Genomic DNA, 25,046 nt, shown 5'->3' with positions numbered 1-25,046 from the left:
CGGAGAATCACCATGAGCCGCATCCCCGCTATCAGCCTCGACACCGCCACCGATGCCACCCGTCCTGCACTGGAAGGCGTGAAGAAAAAAATCGGCTTCCTGCCCAACGTCTTCACTACCCTCGCCCAAGCGCCAGTTGCATTCGACACTTACCTGCAAGCTTCGGCGATCCTCGGCAAGACCTCGCTCAGCGCCCAGGAAAAAGAAGCCGTCTACCTCGCCACTTCGCAAGTAAACGGCTGCGACTACTGCCTGTCCGCACACACAATGTTCGCCGGCAAGGCCGGGCTCTCGCCACAGGACATCGTCGCGGCCCGTCACGGCGAACTGAATGCCTACGCCGCCCTCGCCCGCCAACTGACCGAAACCCGTGGCCACTTGAGCGATGAACAATTGGCCGCTGCCCGCGCTGCCGGTATCGATGACCGCAAGATCATCGAAGTGATTGCCCTAGTGGCCGTGCAGACATTGACCAACTACCTGAACAACACGGCGTTGACCGACATTGATTTCCCGACCGTCGAGGCCTGAGCAGTCGCTCACGAACTGAAGAAAAATCCGCTGGCGAAAAGATGCTCTTTTCGCCAGCGCTGTTTTTTGCTGCCATGATGTAGGTCAGAATAATTCGCAGCGCAAACAGTGTCTGGTGCGCTGAAACCAAACACCCTGCGCGCAGGTCTTTGTTCTCAGACAAATGCCCGGAAAGATACGAACCCCATGACAGACTGGTTGCAAGACAACGGCGAGATGGCCGGGCAGATCCGCCGTCACGACTGGGCGAATTCGCCCCTCGGCCCGTTGGAACACTGGCCCGATGTACTCAAGACCACTGTCTCGCTCAGTCTCGCGTCGCATTTCCCTCAGGCGATCGTCTGGGGTCCGCAACTGATCACCCTTTATAACGACGCCTTCGTGCCGATTCTCGGCGACAAGCCGCATGCGCTGGGACGTCCTTTCAGCGACATCTGGAAAGAAGCCTGGCATGAGATCAGCCCGATAGCCGAGGCGGCCTATGCCGGCCAAGCCACCTACATCGAAAACTTTGCCCTGAAGATCGAACGCGGCAACGGTCCGGAGCAGGCGTTCTTCACTTTCTGCTACAGCCCGATTCGTGACTCGCTGGGCAATGTCGTCGGCATGCTCGACACGGTCACCGAGACCACCCAGACCGTTTATCTCAACCAACGCCTGGCCGTCCTCGATGCCATCGGCGAAGCGGTGACCAATGCCACCGATGCGCAAGCAATCCTGGCGGCGAGCACCCGGCTGATGGTCGAGCAGTTGCAATTGTCCAACTGCGCGTACGCCGACATGGATGCCGACGAGGACGGCTTCACCATTCGCGGCGACTATGCGGCACCGGGTTCGCCAAGCATCGTCGGCCACTACCGCCTGCGCGATTTCGGTGAGAAGGCAGTGCGTCTGCTGCGCGCCGGGGAACCGCTGGTCATCCATGACAACCGCAGCGAGCTACCACCGGAAGAGTCGGCGACCTTTCAGGCCATCGGTATTACCGCGACCATTTGTGTACCACTGATCAAGCAGGGCCGTCTGACCGCATTGATGGCCGTCCACGACAAAGTGCCGCGGGTCTGGTCGCAATTTGAGCAGGCATTGATGAGCGAAGTGACCGAACGGTGCTGGGCGCACATCGAGCGGGTGCGCGCCGATGCCAATGTGCGTGAAGGCCTGCTGGCGCTGGCTGAGCTCAACGCCACGCTGGAGCAACGGGTCGAAGAGCGCAGCTTGCGCCTGGCCCAGGCCGAGTCGGCGTTGCGCCAGTCGCAGAAGCTCGAAGCCATCGGCCAATTGACCGGCGGCGTCGCCCACGACTTCAACAATCTGCTGACGATCATTCGTTCGTCGGTGGATTTTCTGCGCCAGCCCAACCTGCCGGAAGAACGCCGTCAGCGCTACATGCGCGCGGTGTCCGACACCGTCGAGCGCGCCTCCAAGCTGACCAGCCAGTTGCTCGCCTTCGCCCGCCGTCAGCCGCTCAATCCGCAGGTAGTCGACGCCGGCGAACGTTTGGCAAACATCGGCGAGATGCTCGAATCGGTCACCGGCGCGCAGATTCACGTGTGCGTCGAACGACCGGATCACCCCTGCTACATCCGTGTCGACCTCAGTCAGTTCGAAACCGCGTTGATCAACATTGCGCTTAACGCCCGCGACGCCATGAACGGTCAGGGTGAGCTGAAATTGCGCCTGGAGTGCCACAAAGCGCTGCCGCCGATTCGCGGTCACGCCGGGTCCAGCAGCCATTTCGTGTCGATAGCCTTGGCTGATACCGGTGCCGGCATCGACGCACACACCCTCGAACACATCTTCGAACCGTTCTTTACCACCAAGGCTGTCGGCAAAGGCACGGGGCTCGGGCTGTCGCAGGTGTTCGGCTTCGCCAAGCAATCGGGCGGCAACGTCGATGTTTCCAGCGTCCTTGGCCAAGGCACCGAGTTCACCTTGTATTTGCCGCAAGTGCCGGCGGACGAGGCTGAACAGGACAGCACCGAGGACGATGGCGAGGTACAGCCGGCCTGCGAAAAACGCCGGGTGCTGGTGGTAGAAGACAATCTCGACGTCGGCCGTTTCGCCAACCAGATCCTCCAGGATCTGGGCTATGAAACCGCATGGGCAACCAACGCTGAAGAAGCCCTGCAGTTGGCGGGCAGCGATGCCAGCGCGTTCGATGCGGTGTTTTCCGACGTGGTCATGCCGGGCATCACCGGCGTCGCGCTGGCCAGGGAGCTGCGCCAGCGCCGCCCCGATCTACCGGTGATTCTGACCTCCGGCTACAGCGAAGAACTGGCCCGCAGCGGGTACGAAGGTTTCGAGTTTCTCGCCAAGCCCTATTCCGCCGAACAGGTCTCGCGGATTCTCGGCAAGACCTGGCTCAAGGACGCAAAACCAGCGGCGTCAGTCGTGATCGACGCCGGCGCGCTTGAGTAATTTCTTGCAGCGTTCCGACAGGTGAAACACCTGTAAATGCTTGCCAGCCTTGGCGTAGCGTTCACGCAAGGTTTTCAACGCGGCAATCGCCGAGTAATCGACAAAGCTCAGGTGTCGGCAGTCGAGAGTGACTTTCGCCGGATCGTTGGCCGGATCGAACTGATTGAGAAACGGCGTGGTCGAGGCAAAGAACAGCGTGCCGTGCAGGCGATAGAGCTTGCTGCCGTCGGCCTCCAGGTGTTCATCGGCGTACAGTTCGCGCGCCTGCTGCCAGGCGAAGTTGAGCGCGGCGATGATGATCCCGCACAGCACGGCCGTGGCCAGATCGGTGAACACGGTGATGGTGGTCACGGCGATGATCACCAGCACATCGTGCAGCGGCACCTTGTTGATCACCCGCAACGACGCCCAGGCGAACGTCTGCTGAGATACCACAAACATCACCCCCACCAGTGCGGCCAGCGGAATACGCTCGATCAGCGGTGACAGAAACAGAATGAACAACAGAATCAGCACACCGGCCACAACGCCGGACAAGCGCCCGCGCCCGCCGGAGCTGAGGTTGATCACGGTCTGGCCGATCATCGCGCAACCGCCCATGCCACCGAAGGCCCCGGACACCATATTGGCCGCTCCGAGCGCTACGCACTCACGATCCGGATAGCCACGGGTTTCGGTGATTTCGTCGGTCAGGTTCAGTGTCAGCAAGGTTTCCAGCAGTCCGACCATCGCCATCAGGATTGCGTACGGGGCGATGATGCGCAGCGTTTCCAGGCTCCATGGAATGTCTGGCATGGCGAAAGTCGGCAGACCGCCGGCAATGTGCGCCATGTCGCCGAGGGTGCGGGTCGGCAGGCCGAACAGGTAAACCAGCAGGCCGACGCCAAGGATCGCCACCAGGGCCGGCGGCACTGCTTTGGTCAGGCGCGGCAGGATGTAAACGATGGCCATGGTCAATAGCACCAGCCCGGTCATCAGATACAGCGGCGTACCGCTGAGCCAGTGCTCGCCGCTTTTGAAGTGCTCCAGTTGCGCCAGGGCAATGATGATCGCCAGGCCGTTGACGAAACCGAGCATCACCGGATGCGGCACCATGCGCACCAGTTTGCCCAAGCGCAACAGCCCGAACGCCATCATGATCAGACCGCCGAGCAGCACCGTTGCCAGCAGATATTGCACGCCGTGTTGCACCACCAGCGCGACGATCACCACCGCCATCGAGCCCGCCGCGCCGGAAACCATGCCCGGCCGGCCGCCAAACAACGCTGTCAGCGTGCAAATGATGAAAGCGCCATACAGGCCCATCAGCGGATTGAGATGCGCGACCAGGGCGAAAGCAATGCATTCGGGCAACAGGGCGAACGAGGTGGTGAGTCCGGCGAGGACATCGGCGCGCAGACGAATCGGTTTCATGGCTTACCTGACTGAGCGGCCGCTGGGCACGGCTGCTGTTTTCGCGAAAAAAGAGGGAGGCGAATGTTACGGAATTGTTCGGCCTCGGGCCAGTGAAACGCTGACATGGAGTGGCGCGGGCCTTATCCTTGCAGGCTTGTCCATCGAATCGAGTCGCAGCATGTCAGCGTTTTTGTCCGCCCGGGATGTGTGTCAGCGTCTGCGCGAAGCTGCGCTGGGCGTGCTTGCGTTCGAAGTCTGCGAGGTAATGTCCCAGTCCGGGCTGATTGCCGTTTACATCGAGGGCTGGCATCTGCTGTTGGACTTCGCCGAGGGACACTTGCATCACTGTGAATACGCGCGCAACTGCGCCGGGGATGAAGCGACGCTGGACACTTGGCAGCGTTATGGCACGGACCCGGTGAGTCTGCTCAGCACATGGGAACTGGCGCAGATCGAGCGGTTGCTGCGTGATGCGAATCGCGTCCAAACCTAGTGCATCGTTTCCGACTGCGGTGCTCTCTGATGTTGAGACCGACCAAATGCCTGTGGGAGCGAGCCTGCTCGCGAAGGCGGTATATCAGTCGGTTTGATCTTGGCTGTCATAGCGCTTTCGCGAGCAGGCTCGCTCCCACAGGGGGTTTGTGTGAGTTCAGAAGGTGATCTCGGCTGCCGGTTTGACGTCGATCCGTGCCACGGAACTGGTCAGGGCGGCGAAGTCCTTGTTGTGTTGGGCAATGATGTCTTCAGCGCTCATGTTGCCGTTATCGACCGTCGAATGCGCATCCCGCGCAACGACGATGTCGTAGCCCAGTGAATGCGCGCTGCGCACCGTGGCGTTGACGCAATAATCGGTCTGCAGACCGCAGATGATCAGACGTTCGAAGTCCTCGCTGGGCAGCAGCTTGCCGAGATCGGTCTGGTAGAAAGAGTCCCCGGTAGTTTTGCCTACACGCAGGTCTTTCGTCGAAGTCAGCAGACCGTTAGCCAGTTGCCAACCGTCCGCGCCATGCACGAATGGACCGTCCTTTTCTTCATGCTGAATCAACACCACTGGAACGCCAGCGTCGCGGGCGCGTTGGCTGAGATCATTGATCGTGGCGATCACGCGGTCGATTTCAAAACACTGATATTCACCAGCACACAGTGCTTGCTGGACGTCGATGATCAGTAATGCGGTGGTCATGTCGAGCCTTCCTTGATCAGTCCTTGAGATGGGGCGGACCTGAGCCCGCCCCTTTTTACTCCGCTCAGTAACCCAGTGACAAGCCGGTATTACGCCGTGGATCATTGGCGCCGTAGAAGCGATTCTTGCCAACCGGTTTGCCGTCCAGTGACGGCGCGCCGACCAGAATCGCGGCGATGTGGTTGGGATCCTGCGGGCCGGCAAACTTGTGGCCCCAGCTCTCGAGGAGCTTTTTCGTATCCGGGCTGGCGGCGAAGTCTTCGAGGTTGGTTTCCTCCGGCATCCACTGCTGATGGAAACGCGGCGCGTCGACCGCTTCCTGCAGCCCCATGCCGTAATCGATCACATTGAGCATGGTCAGCAAGGTCGCGGTGATGATCCGGCTACCGCCCGGCGTGCCGACCACCATCACCACTTTGCCATCCTTGGTGACGATGGTCGGACTCATTGACGACAGCGGCGCCTTGCCCGGCGCGATGGCATTGGCTTCCCCCTGAACCAGACCGTACATGTTCGGCACGCCGACCTTGGAGGTGAAGTCGTCCATTTCGTCGTTGAGGATCACCCCGGTCTTGCTCGCCATCACGCCAGCGCCGAACCAGTCATTAAGGGTGTAGGTGACCGAAACGGCATTGCCCCACTTGTCGACGATCGAATAGTGCGTGGTGTTGCTGCCTTCATGCGGCGCTACACCGGGTTTGAGCTCAGCCGACACGCCGGCCTTTTGCGGCTGGATGGCGTTGCGCAGTTTGGTCGCATAGTTCTTGTCCAGCAGGTGCTCGATCGGATTCTTCACGAAATCCGGATCGCCGAGGTAGCTGTTGCGATCAACGTACGCGTGGCGCATCGCTTCGATCTGGTAGTGCATGCCCTGAGCGGAATGGAAGCCCAGGTCCTTCATCGGATAGCCTTCGAGGATATTCATGATCTGGCAGATCACCACCCCGCCGGAGCTGGGCGGTGGCGCCGAGACTACGTGATAGCCGCGATAATCGCATTCCACCGGGGCCAGTTCGCGAGTCTTGTATTTGTCCAGGTCGGCCTGGCTGATGATGCCTTTGTTGGCTTGGCTGGACGTGACAATGGCATCGGCGACCCAACCTTTGTAGAAGCCGTCGGCGCCCTTCTCGGAAATCGTCCGCAGGGTTTTCGCCAGATCCTTCTGCACCAGTTTCTGCCCGACCTGCATCGGCTCGCCGTTGCTGAGGAAGATCGAGCCGGAATCGCGCGTGTCCTTCTTGAACACATCCGTCGCGTATTCGAGCAGCTCGACATCGCCCTGCTGCAGCTCGAAACCGTCTTCGGCCAGTTTGATCGCCGGGGCAATCATGTCCTTGCGCTGTTTGGTGCCATATTTGCTCAGCGCCAGCTCCATGCCGGACACAGTGCCCGGCACCCCGACGGCCAGATGGCCGCGCGTGCTCAGTTCCGGAATGACGTTACCGTCCTTGTCCAGATACATGTTGGCGGTCGCTGCCAGCGGGGCTTTCTCGCGGAAGTCGAGAAAGGTCTTGCGTCCGTCCGCCAGTTGAATGGTCATGAACCCGCCACCGCCAAGATTGCCCGCAGCCGGATAGACCACCGCCAGCGCATAGCCCACGGCCACTGCCGCATCCACGGCATTGCCGCCGTTTTTCAACACATCGACGCCGACATGGGTCGCCAGATGTTGCGCGGTGACCACCATGCCGTTTTCCGCCGCCACCGGCGCCACTGATGCCGCGTGAGCCATGAGACAGCTGAGCGCCAGGGAGGTCGCAATGAGCGATCTGGCCAAAGGTTCGTACTTCATGAGTCGATCTCTTTTTGTTTTTGGGGACTGCGCAAAACGCAGGGCAGCGCTTCAGGAGCAACAAGCAGTATGGCCGGCTTTGCGTATTGCGCCTCCCCGTTCAGCCAGTATGCTGAGCCATCGCAGCCGTTGGCAGCTCCTGCCCGAATCAAGCGAAGAGGTTGTTCATCGCTGCGTATTGCAACAGCATGATGGTCTTGGCGTCACAGATCTCGCCGCGTTGAAATGCTGCCAGTGCCTCATCGAAGCCCCACTCGAGCACTTCCAGTTCTTCGGTTTCCTCTTCCAGCCCACCACCGTCGCTGACTTTGGACGCGGCGTCGTATTCGGCGATAAAAAAGTGCAGCTTCTCCGTCACCGAGCCGGGGCTCATATACGCCTCGAATACCTTCTTCACGTCATGCACGCGATAACCGGTTTCCTCCTCGGCTTCGTCACGAATGCGTTGCTCAGGGGCGGCACCTTCCAGCAACCCCGCCGCCACCTCGATCAACAATCCATCGTGGCCGTTGACGAACACCGGCAAACGAAACTGGCGGGTCAGCACAACCGTGCGCTTGTCGCGGTTGAACAGCAGAATCGCCGCGCCGTTGCCCCGGTCGTAGACCTCGCGGGTCTGGCGCTGCCATTCACCGTTGTTGCGGTGGTAGTCGAAAGTGATTTTCTTCAGCAGATACCAGTCGTGGGACAACACCTGTGTGTCGACGATGTTGACCCGTTCGGCTGTGTTGGACATCGCGTCTGATCCTGTTTTCATGGGGGACTGCCATGGTCGGACAATTGCGCCGACAAAAAAAGCCCGGCAGCGCTACCGGGCTCGTTCAGCCTGGGTTGTTACTGGAAGTCGACGTCGAAGGCCTGGTAGAAGGCGTTGCCGGTGTTGGCGACGATCCACATCAGCACAATGACGTGATGACCCTTCTTGTTCGTCGGCAGTTGCACTTGGTGATCAACCTTGGCCTTCAATTCGCCGGCATGGCTGTAATACGGCACTTGCGGGTAGAAATCTTCGAAGAACGGCTGGGTTTCGAGCTGCGCACGGCTGATGCGTTGCTGTGGATCCCAGCCGTCTTTGGTGATCAGCCAGCGATAACCACGGGTGGTGTGCGGCGCGGTGTACGCCCAGCTGACCTCGAGAATCTGCCCCGGATCGACATTAAGCAGCGGCCAGTTGAATGAACGGCCGAGCTTCTTGCTCATCTCGTCGTCGGTGTAATTGACGCAATCGCGGGCATCGGTCTTGCCGCCGCTGAGAATGTAGCCATCGGCCGGCGGCGCGACGCTGTCCGAGTCGGTCTCGAAGGGTTGCGGGAACGGCCCGGCATTCACGGCCGGAAAGTTTTTGCCGCCCTCCATTTCATTGACTTGCCAAGCGCCGAGCAAGCCGAGGTCAATGGCCACTGCGCCGCGACTTGCTGGCGAGATGACACGACCGTGTTTGAGTTGGGTTTGTGGGATTGCCTGATTCATCGTCTTCACTCCGTTGATTTGAGAACTCTCCTTCCCGAGGAGAGGCCTTCAAGCTAACGGAGGTGAATTTTTTGTCCATTGGCGCTTTTGTCGCAATGCGATTTTGCAGGACGTAAAAAACCCTAAAACACTGGATGGATAACCAGCTCAAGTCGACACGTCGCACTCAACGTGTAGCTGAACACCTACACGCCGAGTCGCCTTTGGTCATTCAGACAGTTGCGCCTGATACTCCTTTTCGTACTGCCCGGCGAGTTGCGTTTTCTGTTTATCGTCGAGCAGTTTGCCGGCCATTTGGAAGAACTTGTGCTCTTCTTCCTCAAGGTGGTGATGAACCTTGTCGGAAAGCTTCTTGGCCGTAGCCAGCCACGCCGGACTGGACATTTCGGTCTCGTCGAGTTCTTCCATCATTTCGTCCATTTCGTGGTGCTCGGCGATGGCGTGGCGGCTCAGGTCAACGCCTTCGTCGATTTCCATCAACGGGATGTAGAAGTGCCGCTCTTCAGCGGTTTCATGCGCTTGCAGTTCTGCTTTGAGCTGCTTGTAGGCCTCGACCCGCTCAGGGCTGTCGCCGCTGGTCGCGATCAGAGCCTTGGCGTAAGTGCGCTGGCGCTCGTGGCTTTCGCGCAGGGCTTCAAAAATATTCACGGGATTTCCTCATCAATCGCGCTCAGGGAAAGACGCGATAAAAGCCTAGACCGCAACGCTGGTTTGACGGTTCCGCTTGTTCGATCGAAGGGCTTGGAGGCGTTTGCCCGGACGGGTTAGGCTGGGCGTTCAATCACACAAGGAAGTCATGCATGAATTTGCGTATCGAGTTGACGGACAATCCTACCGAGGAACAGCGTCAGGCCATTCTCCAACCGTTGATTGAATACAACGATGCGAAGACCGGCATATCGAAAACCGAGCCGTTCGCCTTGATGGTAAAAGATGAGTATGGCGCGATACTGGGCGGGTTGTACGGGCGAGTGACTTTGCGCTGGATGTTCATCGATTTGCTGTCAGTACCGGAACAAAGTCGCGGAGAGGGGATTGGTTCCCGGTTAATGGCACAGGCAGAAGCATTGGCCGAAGACAGGAACTGCTACGGAATCTGGCTCGACACCTTCGATTTTCAGGCGCCGGAGTTCTACAAGAAGCTGGGCTTCAGCCAGTTCGGTGAGATCGTTGACTATCCACCGGGGCACAAGCGGCATTTTTTCCAGAAGCGGCTGATCAACTGACTGTGTCGCTCTTTGCGCAAGCAGGCTCGCTCCCACACTGGAAAGCATTCAATCGGTGGGAGCGAGCCTGCTCGCGAAAGCGCCAGCCGCCTCGACACACAATCAGAGGCAGGTCGCCATCGCCGCCATCCGCCGCATCGCGACAAAATCACTCTTCTGCGCGTAGTAGTTCAAGGTTGTGCCGGACGCTTCGGTGATCACATCGACAAACGACTCCGCTGAACGCGTGTAGACCGTCGTGCCGCCAGACTCGCGCGGCTCCAGATAGGCCGCCGCGTCGACGCCGAAAACCGCTTCTTCCTGCCAGGCGAATTGCACGCACCGGGCGACGTCTTTCTCCGGCTTGTCCGAGGTCAGGACCTTGTCCGGGCTCTTGCTGCGAGCATCGTTCATCACCGAACCGGCGCACCCGGCCAACAGGGCCGCCGCCAGCACTACCATCAGCATTCGCATTGCATTTGCTCATCGAGAAAAAAACGGACTGTAGCACTGCGACGCGGCAAATCGTTCTGCTTTACTGTTTTTATGCGCGACACGCGTGAGCAGCTGCGGCACTCTGAGATCTTCAGCCACACAAGGACATTACATGGCGCCTAGCGACCAACGACATGAACACGCCCTGAAACTGTTTCTCGATGCGCGACCCGAACTGCGCGAGACCCTCGACCATCTCAACCCGCTGTTGGCTCAGGCCAAGGGTGAAACCCAGGCGCAGTACCGCGAAGAACGCTTGCATGAAGCATTCGAGGCTGAGGCGGAAAGCCAGGGGTTGTTTGCCTGGGAGCTGACGTTGCAGCTGACCGCTGATTCACCGGAGGACTATCAGGCGCAACGCCTGGAAGTGCATCGGGAAGTGGCGGAAATGGCGGGGATGGACTGGATCGAGTATTGCGATCTTTACGGCATCACCCCGTAATCGATGTAGGAGCTGCCGAAGGCTGCGATCTTTTGATTTTGCTCTTCAAGATCAAAAGATCGCAGCCTTCGGCAGCTCCTACAAAGGTATCTGCGTAAAACTCGGGTTTCGCGGCACGAGCGATAAAGCTTTATCATGGCCGCAGTTTCGCTGATCGAGTCCATCATGAAGTTCGCCATCGCGCTGTTTTCCGCCGCCCATGCGCCCTCCTCGCGCCGTGCCCTGCTGTTTGCCCAGGCCGCGCTGGCCGGCGGCCATGAGATTGTCCGGCTGTTCTTCTATCAGGACGGCGTGTTCAACGCCTCCGATGCAGTGGTGACGCCGCAGGATGAACTGGATTTGCCCAAGCAATGGCGCGCCTTCATCAACGAAAGGCAACTGGATGGGGTGGTCTGCATCGCCGCCGCTCTGCGCCGTGGCGTGTTGAACGAAGAAGAATCCAAGCGTTACCAGCGTGAAGCGATTTCGCTGAGCGCGCCGTGGGAATTGTCCGGTCTGGGTCAATTGCACGATGCCGTGCAGGACGCTGACCGTCTCATCTGTTTCGGAGGCGCTTGAACATGGCCAAATCGCTGTTGATCATCAGCCGCCAATCGCCATGGTCCGGCCCCGGTGCGCGGGAAGCGCTGGATATCGTGCTGGCCGGTGGCGCCTTTGATCTGCCGATCGGTTTGCTGTTTCTCGATGACGGCGTGCTGCAACTGGCCGCCGGGCAGAACGCCAAGGCCTTGCAGCAGAAAGACCTCAGCGCCAATCTGCAGGCGCTGCCGATGTTTGGTGTCGAAGAGCTGTTCTATTGCGCCGAAAGCGCCAATGCTCGCGGTCTTGGCAACCTGTCGCTGGACGAGGCACAGCCGCTTGCTGCTGACCACATCACCGCCCTTATTGACCGTTACGATCAGGTGATCACCCTCTGATGTCGACTTTGCATGTGTTGTCTCATTCCCCGTTCGGCGACGATCGTCTGAGCAGTTGCCTGCGCCTGCTCGGCAGCGCCGATGCCGTGTTGTTGTCCGGCGATGCGGTGTATGCGCTGCAACCGGACACTGTGCCGTTCTCAACCCTTCAAGAGCGAGCAATCAGACTGTTTGTATTGACTGAGGACGCACAGGCGCGTGCGATCGAGATTCCAGACTGGGCCGAGGCCATCGATTACCCGGCGTTTGTCGAACTGTCGATCCATCACGCCAAGGTCAACAGCTGGCTATGAATTCAATGACCGTCGGCGCCCGCGCCATCGAACTGGACAAGGACGGCTTTCTCGTTGACCTCAGCGACTGGTCGGCTGAAGTCGCCAGCGCCCTCGCCGCCGCTGAAGACATCGAGTTGACGCCCGAACACTGGGAAGTCCTTGAGCTTCTGCGTAGCTTCTACGCCGAATTCCAGCTATCGCCGGCCACGCGGCCGCTGATCAAGTACACCGCGTTGAAACTCGGCGCGGACAAAGGCAACAGCCTGCACCTGAACCGACTGTTCAAAGGCACCCCTGCCAAACTCGCCGCGAAACTGGCGGGCCTGCCCAAACCGACGAATTGCCTATGAACGACTTTCCAGCTTTGACCCTCGAAACGCCTGCCGAGCATCCGTTCGCGCAATTCGTGCGCATTCTCGGCAAGGGCAAGCGCGGCGCCCGCGACCTGACGCGCGAGGAAGCCCGCGAGGCCATGGGCATGGTGCTCGATGACAAGGTCGAAGATACGCAACTGGGTGCCTTCCTGATGTTGCTGCGCCACAAGGAAGAAAGTGCCGAGGAAATGGCCGGTTTCACCGAAGCCCTGCGCGCACGCTTGCAGGCGCCGTCGCTGAATGTCGACCTGGATTGGCCGACCTACGCCGGCAAAAAACGCCATCTGCCGTGGTATCTGCTGGCAGCCAAATGCCTGGCGCAAAACGGCGTGCGGATCTTCATGCACGGCGGCGGCGCGCACACGGCCGGGCGTCTATACAGCGAACAACTGCTGGGCGAACTGAACATTCCCCTGTGCCGTGATTGGCAGCAGGTCGGCACGGCACTGGGCAACGGCGGCCTGGCCTTTATGCCGCTGGTGGACTGGGCGCCGCAACTGCAGAAGATGATCGACCTGCGCAATACCTTGGGCCTGCGGTCGCCGATCCACTCGCTGGCGCGGATTCTCAATCCGTTGGGCGCACGCTGCGGCCTGCAAAGCATTTTTCACCCGGGTTACCAGGCGGTGCATCGCGATGCCAGCGGCTTGCTCGGCGACGCGGCAATTGTGGTCAAGGGTGATGGCGGTGAAATCGAGATCAACCCCGACGCCACCAGCCACCTTTACGGCACCAGCGGCGGTCAGAGCTGGGACGAAGAATGGCCGCAGCTGTCAGCGCAGCGCCACGTCAAACCCGCTTCGCTGGAAATCGAGCACTTGAAAGCCGTGTGGCGTGGCGATGTGGTCGACAGTTACCCGCAAATGGCCTTGATTGCGACCATGGCCCTCGCCCTGCGCGGTCTCGGTCAGAATCGCGAACAGGCCTTTGCGACCGCAGAGCAATATTGGGCGGCACGCAACACATCGATCTAACCGATCATTAGCGCCCGATCTTTGCGCTTTTTGTTCGAACTCATCGGAATAGACTCGACTCCAACGAATATTGGTTTTGGGAGTCTTGATCATGGGTTTACTCGTCGACGGCCACTGGCAGGACAAGTGGTACGAAAGCAGCAAGGACGGCGCGTTCCAGCGCGAACAGGCGCAACGCCGCAACTGGGTGACCGCCGACGGTCAACCAGGCCCCAGCGGTGAAGGCGGTTTCACTGCTGAAGCCGGGCGCTATCACCTCTATGTTTCCCTCGCCTGCCCTTGGGCGCATCGCACGCTGATTCTGCGCAAACTCAAAGGGCTGGAAGGTCTGATCGACGTGTCGGTGGTCAGCTGGCTCATGCTGGAGAACGGCTGGACCTTCGACAAGGCGCTGGGTTCGACAGGCGACAAACTCGATGGCTTCGATTTCATGCATCAGCGATACACCGCCGACACGCCTGATTACACCGGGCGCGTGACGGTGCCAGTGCTGTGGGACAAGAAACTCAAGCGCATCGTCAGCAATGAATCGGCGGAAATCATCCGCATGTTCAACAGCGCCTTCGACGGGATCACTGGTAACGATCTGGACTTTTATCCGGCGCCGCTACGCAACGAGATCGATGCGCTGAACGAGCGGATCTACCCGGCGGTGAACAACGGTGTCTATCGTGCCGGGTTCGCCACCTCGCAACAGGCATACGAACAGGCGTTCGATGAAGTATTCGCCGAACTGGATCATCTGGAGCAACTGCTGGGTGCCAATCGATACCTGAGCGGGGAATACCTGACCGAGGCCGACGTGCGCCTGTTTACCACGATGATTCGCTTTGACGCGGTGTATCACGGGCACTTCAAGTGCAACCTGCGGCGGATTGCCGATTACCCGAATCTGTCGAACTGGCTGCGCGAGATGTATCAATGGCCGGGTATTGCCGAGACGGTGGATTTCCAGCACATCAAGCATCACTACTATGGCAGCCACAAGACCATCAACCCGACCGGCGTGGTGCCGAAGGGGCCGCAGCAGGATTTCAGCGTAGCGCATGACCGGTCGCGGTTGATCGGGAAAGGGGTTTGGCGCCGGGGTTGATTAGCTCGGTGTTTTCGAGACCCCATTCGCGAGCAGGCTCGCTCCCACACGGGATTTGTGCATGACACAGATCCAATGTGGGAGCGAGCCTGCTCGCGAAGGGAACGACGCGGCGTTTAGACCTGCGACTGAGCACCTTCAAACCACGCCAGCTTCTCGCGCAGTTGCACCACTTCGCCGACGATCACCAGAGTCGGCGCATGCACTTCATGCTCCGCCACCATTCGCGGCAGATCCGCCAGCGTGCCGGTGAAAACCCGCTGATTGACTGTAGTGCCCTGCTGAATCAACGCCGCCGGGGTATCCGCCGCGCGACCATGCTTGATCAACTGCTCACAGATGATCGGCAAACCCACCAGGCCCATGTAAAACACCAGCGTCTGCGCCGGGGCGACAAGATCGGCCCATGGCAGATCGGTGGAACCATCCTTCAAGTGGCCAGTGACAAACCGCACGGACTGCGCATGGTCACGGTGGGTCAGCGGGATCCCCGCATAAGCGGCGCAACCGCTGGCCGCCGTGATGCCTGGCACCACCTGGAATGGAATACCGTGGGCCGCCAGTTCTTCGATCTCTTCGCCACCGCGGCCGAAGATAAACGGATCGCCGCCCTTCAACCGCACCACACGCTTGCCAGCCTTGGCCAGATCGACCAGTTGCTGGTTGATCTGATCCTGCGGCACGGCGTGTTCGGAGCGCCGCTTGCCGACATACACCCGCTCGGCATCGCGACGGCACAACTCGAGAATCGCCGGCGCCACCAGGCGGTCATAGAGCACCACATCGGCTTGCTGCATCAGACGCAGTGCGCGGAAGGTCAACAGATCCGGATCACCCGGACCGGCACCGACCAGATAAACCTCGCCAGTGGTGACCATTGGCTCGCCATCGACCTTGGCCTGCAACAGGCGCTCGGCTTCAGCGCCCTGCCCGGCCAGTTGACGATCGGCGATCGGGCCCTGGAAAACGTCTTCCCAGAAGCCGCGACGCTGCTGAACATCCGGAAACAGGTTTTTCACCTGATTGCGAAAACGCGCAGCCAGCCCTGCCAATTGACCGTAGGTCGAAGGAATCCAGGTTTCGATTTTCGCGCGGATCAGACGCGCCAGTACCGGCGCATCGCCGCCGCTGGACACGGCGATGATCAACGGCGAGCGATCGACGATCGCCGGGAAGATCACGCTGCACAAGGCCGGCGCATCGACCACGTTGACCGGCACGCAACGGCGGTGGGCGTCGGTGGAGACTTGCGCGTTGAGCGTTTCGTCGTCGGTAGCGGCAATGATCAGCCCGCAACCGTCCAGATCCGTTTCGGCGTAACCGCGCAACAGGCATTCACCGCCGCTGGCAGCGACCAGTTCGGCCAGTTGCGTTTCGATTTCAGGTGCGACCACCCGCAGCAGCGCACCGGCATCGGCCAGCAGGCGGGATTTGCGCAAGGCAATTTCCCCCCCACCGACAACCAACACACGACTGCCGCGCAGGTTGTGAAACAGCGGCAGATATTTCATTTAGCCGATGACCTCAAGGCCACCCATGTACGGCTTCAGCACGTCCGGCACGCGGATCGAACCGTCGGCCTGCTGGTAGTTTTCCAGTACCGCAACCAGAGTACGACCGACCGCCAGACCAGAGCCGTTCAAGGTGTGCACCAGCTCAGGCTTGCCGGTTTCCGGGTTACGGAAACGCGCCTGCATGCGACGCGCCTGGAAGTCGCCGCAGTTGGAGCACGAGGAGATTTCGCGGTATTTGTCCTGGCTCGGAATCCACACTTCCAGGTCATAGGTCTTGACGGCGCTGAAGCCCATGTCGCCGGTGCACAGCGCCAGGGTGCGGTAAGGCAGGCCGAGCAGTTGCAGAACCTTTTCGGCGTTGGCAGTCAGGCTTTCCAGCGCTTCCATCGATTGCGACGGCTCGACGACCTGGACCATTTCGACTTTGTCGAACTGGTGCTGGCGGATCATGCCACGCGTGTCGCGACCCGACGCGCCGGCTTCGCTGCGGAAGCATGGGGTGTGGGCGACAAACTTGATCGGCAACAACTTCGAATCGACGATTTCGCCGGCAACGATGTTGGTCAGCGACACTTCGGCGGTTGGAATCAGGTACAGATCGGCTTCGCCTTCGCGGGCAATCTTGAACAGATCTTCTTCGAACTTCGGCAGCTGGCCGGTACCTTGCAGCGCCGGAGCCTGAACCAGATAAGGCGTGTAAGCCTCTTCGTAGCCATGTTCGGTGACATGCAGGTTGATCATGAACTGCGCCAGTGCGCGATGCAGACGCGCGATCGGGCCACGCAACAAGGCGAAACGAGCGCCGGACAGCTTGGCGGCGGTTTCGAAGTCCAGCCAGCCGAACTTCTCGCCGAGGGCGACGTGGTCTTTCACTTCGAAATCGAACTGGGTCGGGGTGCCCCAACGGCGCACTTCGACGTTGTCGTCTTCGTCCTTGCCGACCGGAACCGATTCGTGCGGCAGGTTGGGGATACCGAGCAGGATCGAATCGAGTTCGGTCTGGATCGCGTCCAGCTCGACCTTGCCAGCGCTCAGCTCGCCTGCCATGCGCTCGACGTCCGCCATCAGCGGCGCGATGTCTTCGCCGCGCTGCTTGGCCTGCCCGATGGATTTGGAACGCGCGTTACGCTCAGCCTGCAGTGCTTCGGTGCGGGTCTGGACGGTCTTGCGCTGTTCTTCCAGCGCTTCGATGCGCGCAGTGTCCAGGGCAAAGCCACGGGAAGCCAGGCGGTCCGCTACGTCCTGAAGGTTGCTACGTAACAGTTTGGAATCGAGCATGTCGGTTTCTCGTTATCAAAGTTTGGTCAGGGACAGGCCGGCCCACGTCGCGAGCAGCCCGCCGAATACGCTGAGTGCCGCGTAGCCCAGGGCCAGCAACACTTGCCCGCTTTCCAGCAGGCGCACCGTATCCAGTGAAAAGGATGAAAAAGTCGTCAGCCCCCCGAGGAAGCCGACCATCAACCCGGCGCGCACCTCGATCGGCACCTCCGGGCGTATCAGAAACAGGCCGTACAACACGCCAATCAGCAGGCAGCCCACGATATTAACGGCCAGCGTCGCGGTATAGAAGTGCCGCGGCCAATTGGCGCTGACCCAATTACCGGTGGCGAAGCGCAACAAGGTGCCGGCAACACCGCCGACCGACACTGCGAGTATCAATGGAACCACTATTTTCTCCGCTGCCGAGGGCTCAGACGATCGAGTTGAGCGAGGTGATTGAGTTTTTCGCCGATCTTCAACTCCAGGCCGCGGGGTACGGGCTGATAGAACGGAATCGGCTCGAGTTCTTCCGGAAAATAGTCTTCACCGGCAGCATAAGCGTCCGGCTCGTCGTGGGCGTAACGGTATTCGTCGCCATAACCCAATTGCTTCATCAGCTTGGTCGGTGCATTGCGCAAATGCAGCGGCACTTCCAGCGAGCCGTTTTCGGCAGCCGCGCGCAGTGCAGTTTTGAAGCCCATGTACACCGCGTTGCTTTTCGGTGCACAGGCCAGATAAGTGATGGCTTGGGCGACCGCCAATTCGCCCTCGGGGCTGCCGAGACGCTCCTGCACCTCCCACGCGGCCAGGCACAGGCTCAATGCACGCGGGTCGGCGTTGCCGATGTCTTCGCTCGCCATGCGCACCACGCGTCGCGCCAGGTACAGCGGATCGCAACCGCCGTCGATCATCCGCGCAAACCAGTAAAGCGCGCCGTCGGGATTGGAACCGCGCACGGATTTGTGCAGCGCCGAGATCTGGTCGTAGAACGCTTCACCGCCCTTGTCGAACCGCCGGCGCGTATCGCCGAGCAGACTTTGCAGCAGCTCGATGCCGATTTCGCTGTCGTCTTCAGCCAGATCGGAAGCGTTCTCCAGCAGATTGAGCAGGCGCCGGCCATCGCCATCAGCGGCGGACAGCAACATCTGGAAGCCTTCATCGCTCAGGGTCAGGTTGCGCTTGCCCAGGCCGCGCTCTTCGGTGAGTGCGCGGTGGACCAGTTTGCGCAAGGCCGCTTCGTCTAGGCTTTTCAGCACGTAGACGCGGGCCCGCGATAACAAAGCGTTGTTCAGTTCGAACGAAGGGTTTTCGGTGGTGGCGCCGATGAAGATCAGCGTGCCGTCTTCAACGTAGGGCAGAAACGCGTCCTGCTGCGACTTGTTGAAGCGGTGCACTTCATCGACAAACAGGATCGTGCGCTTGCCGTACTGGCCGGCCTGCTGCTTGGCGATTTCAACGGCCTGGCGGATTTCCTTGACCCCGGCGAGCACCGCCGAAACCGTTTCGAAGTGCGCATCGGAGACTTCTGCGAGCAAGCGCGCCAGGGTGGTCTTGCCCACGCCCGGCGGTCCCCAGAAGATCATCGAATGCAGCGCGCCCTGCTCCAGCGCCTCACGCAAAGGCTTGCCGCGAGCGAGCACGTGTTCCTGACCGACGTACTCATCCAGATTGGCCGCACGCAGACGGGCGGCCAAGGGTTGGGCAATCGGTGCACTGCGAAACAGATCCATCACGTAGCGTTGAAACCTCTGATTTTCTGAAATCTGCTGAAGAACCTGTGGTGAGCGGATTTATCCCCGTTGGGCTGCGAAGCGGCCCCAAAAGCGACGACTGCTGCGCAGCCGGACGGGGATAAATCCCCTCGCCACAATAGCCCCTCAATAGCAGGCCCTCACCACAAAGGCCCTGACACAAAGTGCCGGTGTTTATTCCTGGATAACGTCGGCACCTTTGGGAATGTCGAATTTGAACTTGGACGCAGGCACCGCTTCGTTGGCCTTGACCCCGGTAAACAGGATATTGGTGCGCTGGCCGACGCTGTCAATCAGTTGCATGTCATTGAGCAGGCCGTTGCGGAACGACAGGCGCAGATTGTCGAACAGGGTGTCCTTGGTTTTCGGCTTCAGGGTGAAGTCGATCACGCCGCCCGCCTCTTTCGCGCTGATATCGAAGCTCTGGCTGATCTTCGAGACATCGCCGGACAACAGCAAGGCCGGCGTCTGGGTCAGACGCTCATCGAGCTTCTTGATGGTTGCCTGCTCCAGATCCGGGTCCCACAGGGTGACTTTCTTGCCATCGGAGACCATGGTCTGCTCGGCCGGCGCATTGGTGTGCCAGTAGAACAGGCCCGGACGCTGCAGGGTCATGTTGCCGGTGGTTTCCTGCAACTGGGTGCCGGTGCCATCGAGGGTCAACTGCGAAAAGTTCGCCGACAGGGTTTTCGATGTTTCGAGCAATTGGGTCAGACGCGCCACGTCCTTTTCATCGGCGTGGGCCGTGAGTGTGGTCAGCGCCAGTACTGGCAACAGCATGCGGATAAGGCGCATGAGAGTCCTCTTGAATACTCGTGGGAGAGCGAGTGGCGCGTCATTGCGCCACTCGAGTCGTTGCGTTTCAGTCGCGTACCGGGCCTGGGGCCAGGACTTCACGCGAACCGTTGGTGTTCATTGAGGTAACGACGCCAGCCATTTCCATCGCCTCGATCATCCGCGCGGCACGGTTGTAGCCGATCTTCAGCTTGCGCTGCACAGCGGAAATCGACGCACGACGACTTTCGAGGACGAACTGCACCGCTTCGTCATACAGCGCGTCGGCTTCCGGATCATCACCGTCGCCACCACCGCTGCTGCCTTCAAAGCCGCTGCCCGCCTCTTCGACACCGTTGAGAATGTCGTCGTTGTACTCAGGCGCACCGCGCAATTTCCAGGCCTCGACCACGCGGTGAACCTCATCGTCGGAGACGAACGCGCCGTGAACCCGGATCGGCAAACTGGTGCCCGGCGGCATGTAGAGCATGTCACCGTGCCCGAGCAGTTGCTCGGCGCCACCCTGGTCGATGATGGTTCGCGAATCGATCTTGCTCGATACCTGAAACGCCATACGTGTCGGGATGTTGGCTTTGATCAGACCAGTGATCACGTCCACCGACGGGCGCTGGGTGGCAAGAATCAAGTGAATCCCCGCCGCACGCGCCTTTTGCGCAATACGCGCGATCAGTTCTTCAACCTTCTTGCCGACGATCATCATCATGTCGGCAAATTCGTCCACAACTACGACGATGGTCGGCAGTTTCTGCAGCAGCGGCGCTTCGTCGTGAATGCTTTCGCGCTTGTACAGCGGATCGCTCAACGGCTCGCCGGCATCCTGGGCTTCCTTGACCTTGGCGTTGAAGCCGGACAGGTTACGCACGCCCATTTTCGCCATCAGCTTGTAGCGACGCTCCATCTCGGCAACGCTCCAGCGCAAGGCGTTGGCGGCGTCCTTCATGTCGGTCACTACCGGGCAAAGCAGGTGCGGAATGCCTTCGTAGATCGACAGCTCAAGCATCTTCGGGTCGATCATGATCAGCTTGGCATCGTCCGGGCCGGACTTGAACAGGATCGACAGGATCATCGCGTTCACGCCCACGGACTTACCGGAACCGGTGGTACCGGCCACCAGCAAGTGCGGCATCTTCGCCAGGTCGGTGATGACCGGCTTGCCGCCGATATCGTGACCGAGCGCCAGGGTGACCGGGGATTTGAAGTTGTCGTACTCGGGGGTCGACAGCACCTCGGAGAAACGTACGATCTGGCGGTCTTCGTTGGGAATCTCGATACCGACAGTGGTCTTGCCCGGAATCACCTCGACCACCCGCACACTGGTCACCGCCAGCGAACGCGCCAGGTCTTTGGCCAGGTTGGCGATGCGGCTGACTTTTACCCCGGCGGCAGGCTGGATTTCGTATCGGGTAATCACTGGACCCGGATGGATCGAATCAACGGTGACTTCGACGCCGAATTCCTTGAGCTTGATTTCCAGCAAGTGGCCGACTGCTGCCAAGGACTCAGGCGAATAGTTGAGCTGTTTCTTTTCCGCAGGATCAAGAATCGAGATCGGCGGCAAGGTGCCTTCGACCGCGCTGTCGACGAACAACGGCGCCTGCTTCTCTTTCTGCACGCGCTTGCTCGGCTCCGGCGCCTTGGCTGGTGCCGGCGCGATCACCGGTGGCACCTGCTTCTCGCGGTCGGACATGTGCTTGCTCAACGCTTGCTCACGCTCGATCAGGCGTTCCTTGACCTTGGCCTGTTCGCGTTTGTCGGTGACAGTCGGTGCGACCACATCGTGGACGCGGTCATCAACCTCACGCAGTTGCGCAACCAGTTGCTTGCGTTCAGTGCGCGCCGACCACCAGCGGTTGAGGGCGCCCTGGAACAGTTCGAACAGATCGAGGGTGATCTTGCCGGTGACGTCCATCACCTTGAACCACGACAGGTCGGTGAATACGGTCAGGCCGAACAGGAACAGAGCGATGAACAACAGCGTGCTGCCCTGGATGTTCAGCGCATTCTTCGCCAGATCGCCAAGGCTTTCGCCCAGGGCACCGCCAGCGCCGGCCGGCAGACCGGTCGCGGCATGGAAATGAATGTGCGCCAGCGCAGCACCGGAGAGCACGAGGAATACCAGGCCGATCAGACGCCAGGAAAACAGCCAGCCGCTCCACTGCCATGGTTCGTGGCGTTGACGGAAGATCTGGTACGCCTTGACCGCCAGCAGCAACGGAAAGATATAGGCGAAGTAACCGAGCACCATGAACAGGATATCGGCGCTGTATGAGCCGGCCGGGCCACCGAAGTTCTGCACATCGTCGATCTTGCTGTTATGGCTCCACCCCGGATCGTCCTTGCCGTAGGTCAGCAAAGCCATCATCAGGAACAGGCACAAAGCGCCAATGGCGATCAATGCACCTTCCTTGAGCCGGTAGTGCAGTTGCTGGCGCCAGAGCGGAACGACTGTTTTGGGTGCTTCGGTGGTCTTCTTCAAAACGCTTCTTTTCCTGCGCCCGAGGCGCGTCCATCTATTGAATGACGATAAAAAACTGCCCAATCCAGGCAGGTAAAAAAGGTGAAAAGCTCAACTGGGACTACTTTTAACACTGTGCCACTGGTTTTATAAACACAGCCATAAACGCTGTGCGCAGCGTATAGCCTGTCACAACCCGGCATTGTACGGGTTTGTGCGTCCGATGCCATGTTTCAGACCCCAGCCTTGAGCATAGCCAAACGTACATGCACTGCGTTGCAATTGGAGCATGCATTGTCTTTTGTGACAAAGGCTTATGAGCTGTATTTGATGAACGTAGCGAACCTGGCCGGATCAGGCTCACAGGAATGCTCGACAGCATCGGTACGGTGACGCTTACGACCACGGGCGACACATCAAGTTGCAGCTCAATGCTCACTGCAGCAGACATCTGTGCAGGACAGCGGCGCCGTTTCGCGGCAAACTCTTTCGCGGGGCCTGCACGCCCCTGACTGCCCTCCCCTTCTGCAAGCCTGGATGCCATGCTGACTTGGTTACAACGTAACTCCCTGACCTTTCCGCCACTGGAAAAAGCCATGCGCGAGCCGAACGGATTGCTCGCCGCCGGCGGCGATCTTTCCGCCGATCGACTGATCCAAGCCTATCGCCATGGCTGCTTCCCCTGGTTTTCCGAGGGCCAGCCGATTCTCTGGTGGTCGCCAGACCCTCGCACCGTGCTGTTTCCCGACGAACTGCACGTCTCGCGCAGTCTCGGCAAGCTGCTGCGCAAGCAACGCTATCAAGTGACCTTCGATAAGGATTTCGACGCCGTCATCCGCGCCTGCGCTGCACCGCGTGATTACGCCGACGGCACCTGGATCACCGAGGCCATGCAGGATGCTTACGTAGAATTGCATCGGCGCGGTTTCGCGCATTCGGTTGAGGTCTGGGACGAGGGACAGCTGGTCGGCGGCCTGTACGGCCTGGCGATGGGCCAACTGTTTTTTGGCGAGTCGATGTTCAGCCGCGCTGACAACGCGTCCAAATATGGCTTTGCCACGCTGGTCCAGCATTTGAAAGCCGCCGGATTTGTGCTGATCGACTGCCAGATGCCGACCGATCACCTGCACAGCCTCGGTGCGCGGTCGATTCCGCGCGGCGAATTCGCCGACTATCTGCGGCGCCATCTAGATCAACCGAATTCAGCGACCTGGGTTTGCTGAGCGACTTTTGCGCAGGTGGCTTACACTTAATCCACCAGCTTATCCCGAGGGTTGATTCATGACCGAGTTGGCGCGTTTGAAGTTTTATGCCACTCAGCCCCACTCTTGCAGTTATCTGCCCGAGGAGCAGGCCACGACGCTGTTTCTCGACCCGAGTCAGCCCATGGATGTGCATGTCTACGCAGACCTGTCGGAAATGGGCTTTCGTCGCAGCGGCGATCATTTGTACCGGCCGCATTGCCAGAATTGCAATGCGTGCGTGCCTGCGCGCATTCCCTCCGCACAATTCATCACTAATCGCCAGCAAAAGCGCATCTACAAACGCAACGCGGATTTGCAGGTGCAGCCGGTCAAACCGCACTTCAGCGAAGAATATTTCGACCTGTACCAGCGCTACATAGAACAGCGCCATGCCGACGGCGACATGTATCCGCCAAGCCGCGATCAGTTCTCGACGTTCCTGGTGCGTGACCTGCCCTTCTCGCGCTTCTACGAGTTTCGACTCGACGGACGGTTGCTCGCGGTGGCGGTGACCGATCTGCTGCCCAACGGTTTGTCAGCGGTGTACACCTTCTACGAACCGAACGAAGAACGCCGCAGCCTCGGCCGTTACGCAATCCTCTGGCAAATCGCCGAGAGCCAGCGTCTGGGCCTTGAGGCCGTGTACTTGGGTTACTGGATCAAGAACTGCAAAAAGATGAACTACAAGACGCAATATCGGCCCATCGAATTGCTGATCAATCAGCGCTGGGTCATCCTGAACTGAAGCTGCGGCCTAAACCCCTTGGCGTAAACACCATTTTTCGGGCACAATGCACGCCGCTTTTGCCTGGCGCAGTTGCACCGGGCCATTCATTGGATACCGAGGGCTTTACTGCATGTCGAAAGAAGACAGCTTCGAAATGGAAGGCACTGTCGTCGACACCCTGCCCAACACCATGTTTCGTGTGGAGTTGGAAAATGGGCACGTCGTAACCGCGCATATTTCCGGCAAGATGCGCAAGAACTACATTCGTATTCTTACCGGTGACAAAGTGCGCGTCGAGCTGACGCCCTATGACTTGAGCAAAGGGCGGATCACTTACCGCGCTCGTTAATCAAGTCAATACAGAACGCCCGGGTTATGCCGGGCGTTTTTGTGTCTGCGTTTTGAGGTTTGGAGGCTGGGGACTTAATCGTTGCTGCGGGTGTTGCCGCTGGCGGTTTCGCTCTACAGCAAGCAGATCAAAAGATCGCAGCCTTCGGCAGCTCCGGTTGGATCGCGTGAATTCGATAGAAACGGGTTGACCTGCAGGCCGCCTTCGCGAGCAGGCTCGCTCCCACAGAAAAGCAAAGGCAAAGGCAAAGGCAAAGGCAAAGGCAAAGGCAAAGGCAAAAGATCGCAGCCTCCGGCAGCTCCTTGTATGTTCCCCACACACCAGCATGAATGAGATCTAAGCTCGCTGGTGCGACATACGAAGATGTGTTTCTGGGGGAGACCGATC

Annotated in this window: 27 protein-coding genes; 14 read left to right on the top strand and 13 right to left on the bottom strand. The window is 59.6% G+C overall.

Translation table 11 applies throughout. The annotated features are described in order from the left end of the window. Nucleotides 1-12: 12 nt before the first annotated feature. Nucleotides 13-531 carry a carboxymuconolactone decarboxylase family protein gene (locus AC0Z5Z_RS18530; RefSeq protein WP_095182048.1) on the top strand — a complete coding sequence of 173 codons (519 nt, stop codon included), beginning with the start codon at nucleotides 13-15 and terminating at the stop codon, nucleotides 529-531. Between the two features lie 186 nt (nucleotides 532-717). Next, nucleotides 718-2,949 carry a response regulator gene (locus AC0Z5Z_RS18525; protein ID WP_485611496.1) on the top strand — a complete coding sequence of 744 codons (2,232 nt, stop codon included), beginning with the start codon at nucleotides 718-720 and terminating at the stop codon, nucleotides 2,947-2,949. On the opposite strand, the gene AC0Z5Z_RS18520 is transcribed toward AC0Z5Z_RS18525, so the two are convergent. Further along, the gene (locus AC0Z5Z_RS18520; protein ID WP_041477048.1) at nucleotides 2,917-4,362 is read right to left on the bottom strand and encodes a SulP family inorganic anion transporter; all 1,446 of its coding nucleotides are present in this window, start codon (nucleotides 4,360-4,362) and stop codon (nucleotides 2,917-2,919) included. The genes AC0Z5Z_RS18525 and AC0Z5Z_RS18520 overlap by 33 nt on opposite strands. A gap of 160 nt (nucleotides 4,363-4,522) precedes the next feature. On the opposite strand from AC0Z5Z_RS18520, the gene AC0Z5Z_RS18515 reads away from it, so the two are divergent. Next, the gene (locus tag AC0Z5Z_RS18515) at nucleotides 4,523-4,837 is read left to right on the top strand and encodes a DUF7693 family protein (RefSeq protein WP_150741133.1); all 315 of its coding nucleotides are present in this window, start codon (nucleotides 4,523-4,525) and stop codon (nucleotides 4,835-4,837) included. Between the two features lie 156 nt (nucleotides 4,838-4,993). On the opposite strand, the gene AC0Z5Z_RS18510 is transcribed toward AC0Z5Z_RS18515, so the two are convergent. The 5 genes from AC0Z5Z_RS18510 to AC0Z5Z_RS18490 form a co-directional block, all read right to left on the bottom strand. Next, nucleotides 4,994-5,527 carry a cysteine hydrolase family protein gene (locus AC0Z5Z_RS18510; protein ID WP_485611495.1) on the bottom strand — a complete coding sequence of 178 codons (534 nt, stop codon included), beginning with the start codon at nucleotides 5,525-5,527 and terminating at the stop codon, nucleotides 4,994-4,996. Nucleotides 5,528-5,591: 64 nt separating this feature from the next. Then, complete coding sequence (gene ggt / locus AC0Z5Z_RS18505; RefSeq protein WP_485611494.1) at nucleotides 5,592-7,319, bottom strand: gamma-glutamyltransferase; 1,728 nt, start codon at nucleotides 7,317-7,319, stop codon at nucleotides 5,592-5,594. Between the two features lie 148 nt (nucleotides 7,320-7,467). Next, nucleotides 7,468-8,055, bottom strand: coding sequence for an NUDIX domain-containing protein (locus AC0Z5Z_RS18500; protein WP_315436169.1), 588 nt, complete (start codon nucleotides 8,053-8,055; stop codon nucleotides 7,468-7,470). A 98-nt stretch (nucleotides 8,056-8,153) separates the two neighbouring features. Beyond that, nucleotides 8,154-8,789, bottom strand: coding sequence for a lytic polysaccharide monooxygenase auxiliary activity family 9 protein (locus tag AC0Z5Z_RS18495; protein WP_095182054.1), 636 nt, complete (start codon nucleotides 8,787-8,789; stop codon nucleotides 8,154-8,156). Between the two features lie 207 nt (nucleotides 8,790-8,996). Next, complete coding sequence (locus tag AC0Z5Z_RS18490; RefSeq protein WP_016775257.1) at nucleotides 8,997-9,437, bottom strand: hemerythrin domain-containing protein; 441 nt, start codon at nucleotides 9,435-9,437, stop codon at nucleotides 8,997-8,999. A 152-nt stretch (nucleotides 9,438-9,589) separates the two neighbouring features. Here AC0Z5Z_RS18490 and AC0Z5Z_RS18485 point away from each other — a divergent pair, with 152 nt between their 5' ends. Next, the gene (locus AC0Z5Z_RS18485) at nucleotides 9,590-10,015 is read left to right on the top strand and encodes a GNAT family N-acetyltransferase (RefSeq protein ID WP_095182055.1); all 426 of its coding nucleotides are present in this window, start codon (nucleotides 9,590-9,592) and stop codon (nucleotides 10,013-10,015) included. A gap of 102 nt (nucleotides 10,016-10,117) precedes the next feature. Here the strand turns inward: AC0Z5Z_RS18485 and AC0Z5Z_RS18480 are convergent, their stop codons facing one another. Then, a complete protein-coding gene (locus tag AC0Z5Z_RS18480; protein ID WP_485611493.1) occupies nucleotides 10,118-10,468 on the bottom strand; it encodes a hypothetical protein in 351 nt (116 codons plus the stop codon). A 133-nt stretch (nucleotides 10,469-10,601) separates the two neighbouring features. Between AC0Z5Z_RS18480 and AC0Z5Z_RS18475 the strand changes: the two genes are divergently transcribed. The 7 genes from AC0Z5Z_RS18475 to AC0Z5Z_RS18445 all read left to right on the top strand — a co-directional run bounded on the left by AC0Z5Z_RS18475 (nucleotide 10,602) and on the right by AC0Z5Z_RS18445 (nucleotide 14,564). Beyond that, entirely contained in the window at nucleotides 10,602-10,931 is a 330-nt protein-coding gene (locus tag AC0Z5Z_RS18475; protein WP_041477057.1) for a DUF6388 family protein, read from the top strand. 165 nt (nucleotides 10,932-11,096) lie between these two features. Beyond that, nucleotides 11,097-11,489 (top strand): sulfurtransferase complex subunit TusD, encoded by a 393-nt coding sequence (tusD, locus tag AC0Z5Z_RS18470; protein WP_457262728.1) that lies wholly within the window; start codon nucleotides 11,097-11,099, stop codon nucleotides 11,487-11,489. A 2-nt stretch (nucleotides 11,490-11,491) separates the two neighbouring features. Continuing rightward, nucleotides 11,492-11,848 (top strand): sulfurtransferase complex subunit TusC, encoded by a 357-nt coding sequence (gene tusC / locus AC0Z5Z_RS18465; protein WP_095182056.1) that lies wholly within the window; start codon nucleotides 11,492-11,494, stop codon nucleotides 11,846-11,848. Continuing rightward, on the top strand, nucleotides 11,848-12,141 hold the full coding sequence (tusB, locus tag AC0Z5Z_RS18460; RefSeq protein WP_457262726.1) for a sulfurtransferase complex subunit TusB: 294 nt from the start codon (nucleotides 11,848-11,850) through the stop codon (nucleotides 12,139-12,141). Before tusC ends, tusB begins: the two co-directional genes overlap by 1 nt. After that, nucleotides 12,138-12,473, top strand: coding sequence for a TusE/DsrC/DsvC family sulfur relay protein (locus AC0Z5Z_RS18455; RefSeq protein WP_016770652.1), 336 nt, complete (start codon nucleotides 12,138-12,140; stop codon nucleotides 12,471-12,473). The genes tusB and AC0Z5Z_RS18455 overlap by 4 nt, the downstream gene beginning before the upstream one ends. Next, nucleotides 12,470-13,471 carry a glycosyl transferase family protein gene (locus AC0Z5Z_RS18450; RefSeq protein WP_256809120.1) on the top strand — a complete coding sequence of 334 codons (1,002 nt, stop codon included), beginning with the start codon at nucleotides 12,470-12,472 and terminating at the stop codon, nucleotides 13,469-13,471. The genes AC0Z5Z_RS18455 and AC0Z5Z_RS18450 overlap by 4 nt, the downstream gene beginning before the upstream one ends. Before the next feature lie 91 nt (nucleotides 13,472-13,562). Further along, nucleotides 13,563-14,564, top strand: a complete 1,002-nt coding sequence (locus AC0Z5Z_RS18445) for a glutathione S-transferase family protein (RefSeq protein ID WP_256809119.1) — start codon at nucleotides 13,563-13,565, stop codon at nucleotides 14,562-14,564. 116 nt (nucleotides 14,565-14,680) lie between these two features. On the opposite strand, the gene cysG is transcribed toward AC0Z5Z_RS18445, so the two are convergent. From cysG to ftsK, 6 genes are all read right to left on the bottom strand, one after another. Next, nucleotides 14,681-16,075, bottom strand: a complete 1,395-nt coding sequence (gene cysG / locus AC0Z5Z_RS18440) for a siroheme synthase CysG (protein WP_252867863.1) — start codon at nucleotides 16,073-16,075, stop codon at nucleotides 14,681-14,683. Further along, nucleotides 16,076-17,356 carry a serine--tRNA ligase gene (gene serS / locus AC0Z5Z_RS18435; protein WP_056788907.1) on the bottom strand — a complete coding sequence of 427 codons (1,281 nt, stop codon included), beginning with the start codon at nucleotides 17,354-17,356 and terminating at the stop codon, nucleotides 16,076-16,078. A 15-nt stretch (nucleotides 17,357-17,371) separates the two neighbouring features. Beyond that, nucleotides 17,372-17,746, bottom strand: coding sequence for a fluoride efflux transporter CrcB (gene crcB / locus AC0Z5Z_RS18430; RefSeq protein ID WP_016775261.1), 375 nt, complete (start codon nucleotides 17,744-17,746; stop codon nucleotides 17,372-17,374). Continuing rightward, a complete protein-coding gene (locus AC0Z5Z_RS18425; protein WP_041477068.1) occupies nucleotides 17,746-19,068 on the bottom strand; it encodes a replication-associated recombination protein A in 1,323 nt (440 codons plus the stop codon). Before AC0Z5Z_RS18425 ends, crcB begins: the two co-directional genes overlap by 1 nt. Nucleotides 19,069-19,263: 195 nt before the next feature. Beyond that, entirely contained in the window at nucleotides 19,264-19,884 is a 621-nt protein-coding gene (gene lolA / locus AC0Z5Z_RS18420; RefSeq protein WP_016775262.1) for an outer membrane lipoprotein periplasmic chaperone LolA, read from the bottom strand. A gap of 67 nt (nucleotides 19,885-19,951) precedes the next feature. Further along, the gene (ftsK, locus tag AC0Z5Z_RS18415) at nucleotides 19,952-22,360 is read right to left on the bottom strand and encodes a DNA translocase FtsK (protein WP_041477069.1); all 2,409 of its coding nucleotides are present in this window, start codon (nucleotides 22,358-22,360) and stop codon (nucleotides 19,952-19,954) included. A 521-nt stretch (nucleotides 22,361-22,881) separates the two neighbouring features. Here ftsK and aat point away from each other — a divergent pair. The 3 genes from aat to infA all read left to right on the top strand — a co-directional run bounded on the left by aat (nucleotide 22,882) and on the right by infA (nucleotide 24,659). Further along, entirely contained in the window at nucleotides 22,882-23,562 is a 681-nt protein-coding gene (gene aat, locus AC0Z5Z_RS18410; RefSeq protein WP_310216873.1) for a leucyl/phenylalanyl-tRNA--protein transferase, read from the top strand. Between the two features lie 58 nt (nucleotides 23,563-23,620). Continuing rightward, nucleotides 23,621-24,328, top strand: a complete 708-nt coding sequence (locus AC0Z5Z_RS18405) for an arginyltransferase (RefSeq protein WP_041477071.1) — start codon at nucleotides 23,621-23,623, stop codon at nucleotides 24,326-24,328. Nucleotides 24,329-24,440: 112 nt separating this feature from the next. After that, nucleotides 24,441-24,659, top strand: coding sequence for a translation initiation factor IF-1 (gene infA / locus AC0Z5Z_RS18400; protein ID WP_002553999.1), 219 nt, complete (start codon nucleotides 24,441-24,443; stop codon nucleotides 24,657-24,659). Nucleotides 24,660-25,046: the final 387 nt, after the last annotated feature.

Source organism: Pseudomonas sp. 1L-E-NC-VB-C3 (assembly GCF_057291535.1).
Note: the sequence above shows the minus strand (reverse complement) of the source record. Positions and strands in the feature narration are given on the sequence as shown.

Coding starts and splice junctions, on each gene's coding strand:
- AC0Z5Z_RS18530 (WP_095182048.1), top strand. CDS start 13: ATGAGCCGCATCCCCGCTATCAGCCTCGACACCGCCACCGATGCCACC.
- AC0Z5Z_RS18485 (WP_095182055.1), top strand. CDS start 9,590: ATGAATTTGCGTATCGAGTTGACGGACAATCCTACCGAGGAACAGCGT.
- lolA (WP_016775262.1), bottom strand. CDS start 19,884: ATGCGCCTTATCCGCATGCTGTTGCCAGTACTGGCGCTGACCACACTC.
- AC0Z5Z_RS18450 (WP_256809120.1), top strand. CDS start 12,470: ATGAACGACTTTCCAGCTTTGACCCTCGAAACGCCTGCCGAGCATCCG.
- AC0Z5Z_RS18510 (WP_485611495.1), bottom strand. CDS start 5,527: ATGACCACCGCATTACTGATCATCGACGTCCAGCAAGCACTGTGTGCT.
- AC0Z5Z_RS18425 (WP_041477068.1), bottom strand. CDS start 19,068: ATGGATCTGTTTCGCAGTGCACCGATTGCCCAACCCTTGGCCGCCCGT.
- AC0Z5Z_RS18405 (WP_041477071.1), top strand. CDS start 23,621: ATGACCGAGTTGGCGCGTTTGAAGTTTTATGCCACTCAGCCCCACTCT.
- AC0Z5Z_RS18525 (WP_485611496.1), top strand. CDS start 718: ATGACAGACTGGTTGCAAGACAACGGCGAGATGGCCGGGCAGATCCGC.
- infA (WP_002553999.1), top strand. CDS start 24,441: ATGTCGAAAGAAGACAGCTTCGAAATGGAAGGCACTGTCGTCGACACC.
- tusD (WP_457262728.1), top strand. CDS start 11,097: ATGAAGTTCGCCATCGCGCTGTTTTCCGCCGCCCATGCGCCCTCCTCG.
- AC0Z5Z_RS18445 (WP_256809119.1), top strand. CDS start 13,563: ATGGGTTTACTCGTCGACGGCCACTGGCAGGACAAGTGGTACGAAAGC.
- AC0Z5Z_RS18475 (WP_041477057.1), top strand. CDS start 10,602: ATGGCGCCTAGCGACCAACGACATGAACACGCCCTGAAACTGTTTCTC.
- AC0Z5Z_RS18495 (WP_095182054.1), bottom strand. CDS start 8,789: ATGAATCAGGCAATCCCACAAACCCAACTCAAACACGGTCGTGTCATC.
- ggt (WP_485611494.1), bottom strand. CDS start 7,319: ATGAAGTACGAACCTTTGGCCAGATCGCTCATTGCGACCTCCCTGGCG.
- AC0Z5Z_RS18520 (WP_041477048.1), bottom strand. CDS start 4,362: ATGAAACCGATTCGTCTGCGCGCCGATGTCCTCGCCGGACTCACCACC.
- AC0Z5Z_RS18455 (WP_016770652.1), top strand. CDS start 12,138: ATGAATTCAATGACCGTCGGCGCCCGCGCCATCGAACTGGACAAGGAC.
- AC0Z5Z_RS18480 (WP_485611493.1), bottom strand. CDS start 10,468: ATGCGAATGCTGATGGTAGTGCTGGCGGCGGCCCTGTTGGCCGGGTGC.
- cysG (WP_252867863.1), bottom strand. CDS start 16,075: ATGAAATATCTGCCGCTGTTTCACAACCTGCGCGGCAGTCGTGTGTTG.
- AC0Z5Z_RS18500 (WP_315436169.1), bottom strand. CDS start 8,055: ATGTCCAACACAGCCGAACGGGTCAACATCGTCGACACACAGGTGTTG.
- tusC (WP_095182056.1), top strand. CDS start 11,492: ATGGCCAAATCGCTGTTGATCATCAGCCGCCAATCGCCATGGTCCGGC.
- AC0Z5Z_RS18515 (WP_150741133.1), top strand. CDS start 4,523: ATGTCAGCGTTTTTGTCCGCCCGGGATGTGTGTCAGCGTCTGCGCGAA.
- tusB (WP_457262726.1), top strand. CDS start 11,848: ATGTCGACTTTGCATGTGTTGTCTCATTCCCCGTTCGGCGACGATCGT.
- aat (WP_310216873.1), top strand. CDS start 22,882: ATGCTGACTTGGTTACAACGTAACTCCCTGACCTTTCCGCCACTGGAA.
- serS (WP_056788907.1), bottom strand. CDS start 17,356: ATGCTCGATTCCAAACTGTTACGTAGCAACCTTCAGGACGTAGCGGAC.